General features: G+C 45.4%; 10 protein-coding genes and 2 rRNA genes. All 12 read left to right on the top strand.

The features are described 5' to 3' along the window. Window positions 1–134, top strand: a 23S ribosomal RNA gene (locus tag BM056_RS09320); the annotation flags it as partial. Window positions 135–220: 86 nt separating this feature from the next. Then, window positions 221–334: ribosomal RNA gene (gene rrf, locus BM056_RS09315) — 5S ribosomal RNA — on the top strand. A 175-nt stretch (window positions 335–509) separates the two neighbouring features. Continuing rightward, entirely contained in the window at window positions 510–1,235 is a 726-nt protein-coding gene (gene nadE / locus BM056_RS09310) for an NAD(+) synthase (protein WP_092470971.1), read from the top strand. 49 nt (window positions 1,236–1,284) lie between these two features. Beyond that, the gene (locus BM056_RS09305; RefSeq protein ID WP_092470969.1) at window positions 1,285–2,022 is read left to right on the top strand and encodes a YebC/PmpR family DNA-binding transcriptional regulator; all 738 of its coding nucleotides are present in this window, start codon (window positions 1,285–1,287) and stop codon (window positions 2,020–2,022) included. Window positions 2,023–2,218: 196 nt separating this feature from the next. Continuing rightward, complete coding sequence (locus BM056_RS09300) at window positions 2,219–2,854, top strand: hypothetical protein (RefSeq protein WP_131820747.1); 636 nt, start codon at window positions 2,219–2,221, stop codon at window positions 2,852–2,854. A 68-nt stretch (window positions 2,855–2,922) separates the two neighbouring features. Further along, window positions 2,923–3,411 carry a crossover junction endodeoxyribonuclease RuvC gene (gene ruvC, locus BM056_RS09295; protein WP_092470965.1) on the top strand — a complete coding sequence of 163 codons (489 nt, stop codon included), beginning with the start codon at window positions 2,923–2,925 and terminating at the stop codon, window positions 3,409–3,411. Then, the gene (gene ruvA / locus BM056_RS09290) at window positions 3,408–4,022 is read left to right on the top strand and encodes a Holliday junction branch migration protein RuvA (protein ID WP_092470963.1); all 615 of its coding nucleotides are present in this window, start codon (window positions 3,408–3,410) and stop codon (window positions 4,020–4,022) included. Before ruvC ends, ruvA begins: the two co-directional genes overlap by 4 nt. Before the next feature lie 20 nt (window positions 4,023–4,042). Then, window positions 4,043–5,074, top strand: a complete 1,032-nt coding sequence (gene ruvB, locus BM056_RS09285; protein WP_092470961.1) for a Holliday junction branch migration DNA helicase RuvB — start codon at window positions 4,043–4,045, stop codon at window positions 5,072–5,074. A 15-nt stretch (window positions 5,075–5,089) separates the two neighbouring features. Further along, entirely contained in the window at window positions 5,090–5,632 is a 543-nt protein-coding gene (locus BM056_RS09280; RefSeq protein WP_092470959.1) for an epoxyqueuosine reductase QueH, read from the top strand. A gap of 1 nt (window position 5,633) precedes the next feature. Continuing rightward, on the top strand, window positions 5,634–5,858 hold the full coding sequence (locus BM056_RS09275; protein WP_092470958.1) for a DUF2905 domain-containing protein: 225 nt from the start codon (window positions 5,634–5,636) through the stop codon (window positions 5,856–5,858). An 86-nt stretch (window positions 5,859–5,944) separates the two neighbouring features. After that, a complete protein-coding gene (locus BM056_RS09270) occupies window positions 5,945–7,348 on the top strand; it encodes a SpoIID/LytB domain-containing protein (protein ID WP_165613450.1) in 1,404 nt (467 codons plus the stop codon). Between the two features lie 19 nt (window positions 7,349–7,367). Continuing rightward, on the top strand, window positions 7,368–8,387 hold the full coding sequence (gene queA, locus BM056_RS09265; protein WP_092470954.1) for a tRNA preQ1(34) S-adenosylmethionine ribosyltransferase-isomerase QueA: 1,020 nt from the start codon (window positions 7,368–7,370) through the stop codon (window positions 8,385–8,387). Window positions 8,388–8,484 lie beyond the last annotated feature (97 nt).

Genomic DNA, 8,484 nt, shown 5'->3' with positions numbered 1-8,484 from the left:
CCCCCCTCCAGATAAGGTTTCCCATGGAGTTAATCCAGTAAGACCCCTGGCAGACTACCAGGTAGATAGGCCGGGCGTGTAAGCACAGCAATGTGTTTAGCGGACCGGTACTAATAGGTCGAGGGCTTGACCTTAAAAAAGGCGACAGGTAGACTATCTGATGCTTTAAAATCGCTGTGCATTTTTGAAGGAACACCTTAAAAAGTGTATATATAAGTTTTCCGGTGACCATACCGAAGAGGATACACCCGTTCCCATCCCGAACACGGAAGTTAAGCTCTTCAGGGCCGATGGTACTTGGGCTTGTCCCTGGGAGAGTAGGTCGTTGCCGGACTTGATTTTAAAGAGCTCTTGGAGTTATATCCAGGGGCTTATTTATATTGCCGACGACCTTTAAACACCCTATTATGTATTATGTTTATACCTTTTAATTTAACCTTTAAATTTGGCTATACTAAGCAATATATGATAATATTATTATGGTGTTTTAGGATTGGAGGGAGAGTACCTTGGTAGAAAACCTGGCTAAAAAAATAGAGCAATGGTTATTAACGCAAAAAGAACAAAGAGGTGCCAGGGGGTTTGTCGTAGGGTTAAGTGGCGGGATAGACTCTGCGGTTACAGCGACTATGTGCAAAAACGTATGTCCCGATAATACCCTGGGTGTAATTATGCCTTGCTATAGCAACAAACAGGATGCGGAGCATGCTGAGTTGCTGGCAAAAACAATTGGCATAGAATATAAGACCGTTGTTTTGGACAATGTTTTTTCACAAATGGTTAAATTGCTTACCGGTTCTGAATATGATCCAGAAAAAAAAGATATGACAATTGCCAACATCAAACCCAGGTTAAGAATGACTACCCTTTATTATTATGCGGCCGAAACTCAAAGTCTTGTGGTTGGAACAGGAAACCGCTGTGAGTTAACCGTGGGGTATTTTACAAAACACGGCGACGGCGGTGTGGACATACTTCCCATTGCCAATCTTGTAAAAGGTGAAGTTAAGGAACTGGCTAAATATTTAGGAGTGCCGGAACCGATTATCAGCAAGCCTCCTTCCGCGGGGTTGTGGATGGGACAAAACGATGAGAAAGAAATGGGAATAACGTATGAAGAGCTTGATGAGTACATTCTAAATGGCCGGGCTGATGAAAGAGTTAAAAAAACAGTAGATGAGCTGGCACGAAAAAGTATGCATAAGAGACAGCTGCCGGCAACTCCTCCTTTATAACCTTTGAATACCTGTATATTTATTTGATATGAAAGGAGATGACCGATAATTGTCCGGGCACTCTAAATGGTCAACTATAAAAAGAAAAAAGTCTAAGATTGATGCGCAAAGAGGCAAGGTGTTCACCAAACTGGCCAAAGAGATAATATCAGCCGCGCGTAGAGGCGGCGGTGACCCAGAGGCAAATATAGCACTTAAAAATGCCATTGCCAGGGCTAAAGAGGCAAATCTACCAAATGATAATATTCAGCGCGCTGTTAAAAGAGGTTCCGGGGAACTAGGCGCGGATAATTACGAAGAAATCACCTATGAGGGCTATGGTCCCGGCGGAACTGCTGTTATGCTTGAAATTATGACCGATAATCGAAACCGTACTGCCGGGGAAATAAGACACTTCTTTTCAAAATACGGCGGTAACCTTGGTGAAACAGGCTGCGTATCATGGATGTTTGATGCCAGGGGGGTGCTGATTGTAGAAAGAAGTAATCTGGCAATGGATGCGGACGAATTTATGTTGACAGTGCTGGATGCGGGTGCGGTTGATATAAAAGAAGAAGAGGATAGCTTTGAAGTTCTTACGGAGCCATCGGATTTAAATAAAGTGAACGAAGTGCTGGAAGTTGAAGGGGTAAAGATCAGTCATGCTGAAATTGCCATGCTGTCAAAAACAACTGTTACCCTGGACGGAAAAAACGAGGAGCAAATGGAAAAATTGCTGGAAATGTTGGAAGATCACGATGATGTGCAAAATGTTTATACCAATTACGAGCCTTTGGGGGAAGAATAGGTTGCTGCTTTAAGCAACCTATTGTTATTTTTTGGCTGCTAAGTGGTAATACTCTAATAAAGAAGACTTGGTTCAGGTGGGGTTTTGACCCCACCTGAACCTTAGTCGCACTTATTTCGAGTTTATCGCCGCTTAACTCCCGCCTATAGAGGCGGGAGTCTTAGCGGCGGTTAACGAGATTAAAAGATTAAGGGGTATGATCATGTTGAAGATAGCCAAAAATTTGATTGGAGCAATCCTTTTTGTTGTCGCTGTTGCTGTCGGTGTCTACCTGATAGTGGATTCGGTAACATATCCACAGATGAAACCAGTGTCCACAGTGCTGCAGACTTTCACGGGAGAGCATGGCAGCCCGGTTGTAAGGTCAAACACACTGCTGCTTAAATATAATGAATACTCCTGTGGTGATGTAGAACTGCTTTATCGAGGAAATGCTCCCCAGGAATTGATAGGACTGGATTACAATAGACTAAAGATTAAATATCCTGAGAGCCAGGGATGGAAGGTAACTTTTCGTGATAATGAATTGGATATTACCAGGAAAGTTAATGGGTTTTGCGGTATGCATAAGGAGTACAGGCACCTGGGGTTGTACGAAGGGAAACTGGCAGTGTTTCAGGGACCGCTTGGCTATGATGATATTGTGTTATCCGTTGTAAACGTTGATCTTGATTTACTGCCTGGGGACATTAGAGACAAAATATTTAGGGCTGATCGTTATAATGAATTGCCGACAGCGGAACAGGAAGAGCTGCAGAAAACAATTGAATTTCCCAGTGAAATGGCAATTTATTCTGTGCTGGAAAATTTTGATGAATTGGAAAGAGATTAACTTTCCAACCGAACAGATGTTGCCTGTTGGGTGTTGATTATGTTACGATCTTAATGGGAGTGACAAGGATGAGAATATTAGGGGTGGACCCTGGGCTGGCTATTACAGGTTACGGTATAGTTGATTACAGAGGAAATTCTTTTTCCCCCGTAATATATGGATGTATCCGAAGCTTGACGGGTGACCCCCTTTATCAGAGACTAAAGTCTATTTATGATCAATTAACTAATCTTTTAACAGATTACCGGCCTGATTGTTTAGCTATCGAGGAGCTATTCTTCAACCGTAATGTTCGGACTGCTATAGCTGTTGGAGAGGCCAGAGGAGTTCTATTACTGGCGGCTGCCCAGGCTGGCATTGAGGTTTTTGAATATACACCACTACAGGTAAAACAGGCTGTGGCAGGCTTCGGAAGGGCGGAAAAACAGCAGGTTCAGTACATGGTCAAAGTTATTATGAACCTTCCGGAAGTGCCCAGGCCGGATGATGTAGCTGACGCGCTGGCTATTTCTATTTGCCATGCCAATAACCACAGTGGTTTGGGGGCGTTTTTGTGATTGCATTCCTAAAGGGCAAGGTTTTTACAGTGGAACAAGATACTGTAATAATTGATGTTAATGGTGTTGGCTACAGGGTTAATGTTACGGCAAATTGTGCTGCCAGCTTGCAAAGGAAAGATAGTGAAGTGTTAATACATACACACATGATCGTACGGGAAGATGACATGCAGTTGTACGGTTTCCAAACTCCGGAAGAAATAGCTGTTTTTATGCTGTTGCTGGGTGTTAACGGAATTGGTCCCAGGGCGGCTTTGTCTATATTGGCGCATATGAAACCGGAGGGTATTGGCAGGGCGTTGGCTTTGGAGGACATGACCTCTTTTACGCGCATACCGGGTATAGGCAAAAAAACTGCCCAACGAATAATTCTTGAACTAAAAGACAAATTCAAAAAAATAAATATCGCTATAGGTGAAACTGAAGAGGCTGTTGGGGGCGAAGTCAATGCCGGGCTGTTTAATGATACCGCAGAAGCGTTAATGATGCTTGGTTATGGAGCGGTGGAGGCAAGGGAGGCTGCCAATAAAGCATGTGTTGATAGCACACTGGCTGTTGCCGACGCAGTTAAGCTGTCATTACGTTACTTGGATAATAAAAGAAACAAATAAAGGGAGGCGGCTCCGGCTATATGCGGGATTCGGATCAAAATAGGATTATCTCCGCTGTTTTAAAGGAGGAAGACCTGGATGGCGAGGTTAATCTTAGACCGCGTAAATTAAGTGAATATATTGGTCAGAATAAAGTTAAAGAAACTATTGAAATATTTATCCGGGCAGCGTTGCAGCGCGGGGAGCCGCTGGATCATGTACTTTTATTCGGGCCGCCAGGGTTGGGCAAGACAACATTGGCCAACATTATTTCCAATGAAATGGGAGTTAATATAAGGACTACATCCGGTCCGGCCATTGAGCGCCCCGGTGACCTGGCTTCAATTCTGACCGGCCTGCAGCACGGTGACGTTCTCTTTATAGATGAAGTGCACCGGCTCAGCAGGACTGTTGAGGAAGTTCTTTACCCGGCTATGGAGGATTTTGCGCTGGATATAGTCATCGGCAAGGGCCCCGGGGCCCGCTCCATTAGAATTGAGTTGCCCCGGTTTACACTTATCGGGGCAACTACCAGGGCGGGGCTAATGACTTCTCCGCTGCGCGACCGGTTTGGGGTAATCAGCAGGCTGGATTATTACCGGGTAGAGGATCTTTTAACAATAGCAGCCAGGGCGGCCAGCATACTGCAAGTGGGAATAGAGCCTGATGGTGCTGAAGAGATAGCCCGCCGTTCCCGTGGCACGCCAAGGATTGCCAATCGCTTGTTGAAACGGGTACGTGATTTCGCCCAGGTTAGGGCTCAGGGTATTATAACCCGGGAAGTGGCAAGTACGGCTCTGGAATTCCTTGAGGTGGACCCTCTGGGCTTAGACCAACTGGATCGCAGGCTTTTAACCGCAATAATCAAGAATTTCGGAGGCGGGCCGGTGGGGTTGGAAACAATTGCAGCCTCTATCAGCGAAGAGGCTGGGACAATTGAAGATGTTTGTGAGCCTTTCTTGCTTCAACTGGGTATGCTGGCCCGGACTCCACGCGGACGGGTGGCTACGGCTGCGGCGTATCAACACCTGGGCATTGAGATGCCCGGGGAAAAGCAACCAACTTTGTGGTAATAAGGACGGTTATAAATGAAAATTTTATTGCATACTTGTTGCGGGCCCTGTACTATTTACCCGCTGCAAAAACTTCAAGCAGAAAAGCACCAGGTGCAGGGGTACTTTTACAACCCCAATATTCATCCTTTTACGGAGTGGCAGCAAAGAAAGGAAACACTGCTGCAATATGCCGGTGAAAATAACCTTAAAGTGATCGTTGACGATGACTATGATTTGGAGGGTTACCTTAGAGGAGTAGTGCATAGGGAATCCATGCGGTGTATGTACTGTTATGGCATGCGATTAAGAAAAGCCGCCCGGATTGCCAAGCATGGAAAATTTGATGCGTTCAGCTCAACCCTTCTGGTTAGTCCCTATCAGAAACATGACCTGATTAAGGATATAGGTAATGCTATCAGTATGGAGGTAGGGATTCCTTTTTACTATCAGGATTTCAGGCCGGGTTACCGGGAGGCCACTGATATATCACGCAGGCTGGGTATGTATAGGCAGCAGTATTGCGGCTGTATTTACAGTGAAAAAGAAAGGTATTACCGCAAGAGAACGGAGGGGTAAAATGAATTCCCTTGACGCTATTGGTAAAATGCTTATTTTTTTCGGACTGTTTATAGTCGTTGCCGGCGCTGTCTTGATGGCCGCGGGTAAGATCGGCGGCCTTGGCCGGCTGCCGGGTGACATTTTTATTCAAAAAGGTAACTTCACTTTTTATTTCCCCGTGGTAACAATGATCATTGTTAGTGTGATGCTGTCTTTGATATTTAATATATTTTTTAAAAGGTAGTAATGAGCAACAAAAAAAGAGAGGAAAATTTAAACTTTTGTCGAATTATCCCACGGTATTGGAAGCATAAGGGAGGTTCTTTTTTTATGCCGGTTAACAGGTGGTTGCTTAATCTAATGTTCGCTTTATTACTATTGATCTACCCGGCGGGACCTGCCGCCGGTGAAGTTAAAGTTTACCCGGAGACGATTCGCGTGGGCATTTTGCAGGACGTGCCAAGTGTAACCTTTGATTTGTCGGGTATGTACAGGCTGGTGGATGAAAATTCAGGAAAGGTTATTGCTGATAATGCGGGTGAAAGCAGTTGGACCGCAGAAGCCGGACGAGCAGGAATTGTTTTAATGCGGAACGGCAGCTTATATGGTGAATATGTAGGACCGGTAATAGCTGAAGAAAAAAAAGTCAGGTTTGGAATTGAAACCGGCGATGGCAGCCTTGTTCAACATGATAATTTATTGGGGTTTGCAGTTTCATCAGGAAGTGAGGTGGATTTACGCTTCCTGGGTAAAGATACGGGGACCATATATTATGTTGACGGCAGCGGGGAAGTCAACAGGCTTGCCGCTTCTGAAAGCACAGGTTTGGTTAGTATTAATAAAAACAATCAACAAAAGCCTTATCGGGGCAGTTTGGAAATCAGGCGGATTGGCAGCCTTATTACAGCAATAAATGAATTGCCCATTGAAGAGTATTTATATGGTGTTGTTCCAGCTGAAATGCCTGTTATGTTTCCTATAGAGGCGCTAAAAGCGCAGGCGGTGACGGCACGCAGTTACATAATCAGCCAGCTTGGCAGCTACGCAAGTTACGGGTTCGACGTGCTTGACAACCAGAGTAATAATATATACGGGGGCTTTAATCAGGAAAATCCCGTATCAACCAGGGCCGTTGAAGAAACTAGGGGACTGGTGCTGGTATACCGGGGCCAACCCGTAGCTGCCTTTTACCACGCATCGAGCGGAGGCTTTACGGATAACAGCGAAGATGTATGGACGAACGCTCTGGGGTATATCAAGGCTAAACCGGACCCGGCGGACGCTAATGACAAATATTATCATTGGTCTGTTACCTATTCAGCCAGTCAATTGGCCCAAATGGTCAACAGCCAGTTAAAAACATACTGGCCCGATATGAATAGTTACAGCTCTGTAACAGACTTGCAGGAAATTGAATCTACAGCCGGGGGAAGAGTGAAAAAGCTCTTAATACTGGGTATGGACACCAACGGCAGCCCGCAGCAGGTGATGGTGTTTAATGCAGAAAGAGTTAGAACAATACTAAGTTTAAAAAGCGCAATGTTTACTTTATCCAAAACAGATGATCCGGATGGAAACCTTAGTTCTGTTACTATAACCGGCAACGGTTGGGGACACGGACTAGGTATGTCCCAGTGGGGTGCTGCCGGCCTGGCAGGTCAAGGTTATAGTTTCCAGGATATTTTGCAATACTATTATACAGGCGTTGACTTGGTAACATATTATGGCAAGTGATCAGCTAAAGGATGTTTAAATGAAAATTACCGATTTTGACTATTACCTTCCGGAAGAGCTAATTGCACAGGACCCCGCCCCCAGAAGAGACGAATCGCGGCTAATGGTACTGCGCAAAAGCGGTGGAGCACCCGAGCACAGAACGTTTAAGGATATTGTTGAATATATTGATCCCCGGGACGTGCTGGTAATTAATAATACCAAGGTGATTCCGGCAAGATTATGGGGTAAAAAAGAGGGTACGGGTACAGTTATTGAAGTGCTGCTGTTAACACGAATTAACGATCATACCTGGGAAACGCTGGTAAGGCCGGGGCGCCGTGTTCGACCGGGGACAAAAATTATTTTCGGGGATGAACTAAAGGGAACAGCCCAAGAAGTTTTGGCAGGTGGCTGTCGCAAAATAAGTTTTGATTATCAAGGGCAGTTTGAGCCAATTTTGGACAAATTGGGTTCAATGCCGCTGCCCCCTTATATTAAAAAGGAGCCAGCGGACCCGCAGCGCTATCAAACGGTTTATGCCCGTTACCCCGGGTCGGCAGCTGCGCCAACGGCAGGACTGCATTTTACTCCTGATCTTTTAGAGCAAATAAAAAACAGGGGAACAGCTGTAACTTCTGTAATTTTACATGTGGGTTTAGGGACATTCCGTCCGGTAAAAGTAGAGGATATAACCGAACATAAAATGCATTCGGAGTATTATGAGATTCCAGTGGATACTGAGACTATTATCAATAACAAACAGACCGGGGGTAGGACAATCGCAGTTGGCACAACAACCACCAGGTGCCTGGAAACTTCAGGATTGCCGGGTGGCCAGGTGCGCTCGGGCACAGGCCGGACGGATATTTTTATTTACCCGGGCTATGATTTTAAAGTTGTTGACGGCTTAATTACCAATTTTCATTTGCCGCGCAGCACACTGCTGATGATGGTTAGCGCGCTGGTGGGACGGGAAAGATTGCTGAGCGCGTATGAAGAGGCGGTTCGTATGCGCTACCGGTTTTTTAGTTTTGGTGACGCAATGTTGATCATTTGATCTCGTTAACCACCGCTAAGACTCCCGCCTATACATGCGGGCGGGAGTTAAGCGGCGATAAACTCGAAATAAGTGCGACTAAGGTTCAGGTGGGGTC

The organism is Desulfotruncus arcticus DSM 17038, from assembly GCF_900113335.1.
Classification (GTDB): Bacteria; Bacillota; Desulfotomaculia; order Desulfotomaculales; family Desulfallaceae; genus Desulfotruncus; species Desulfotruncus arcticus.
This window is presented reverse-complemented; position numbering and strand designations above follow the sequence as displayed.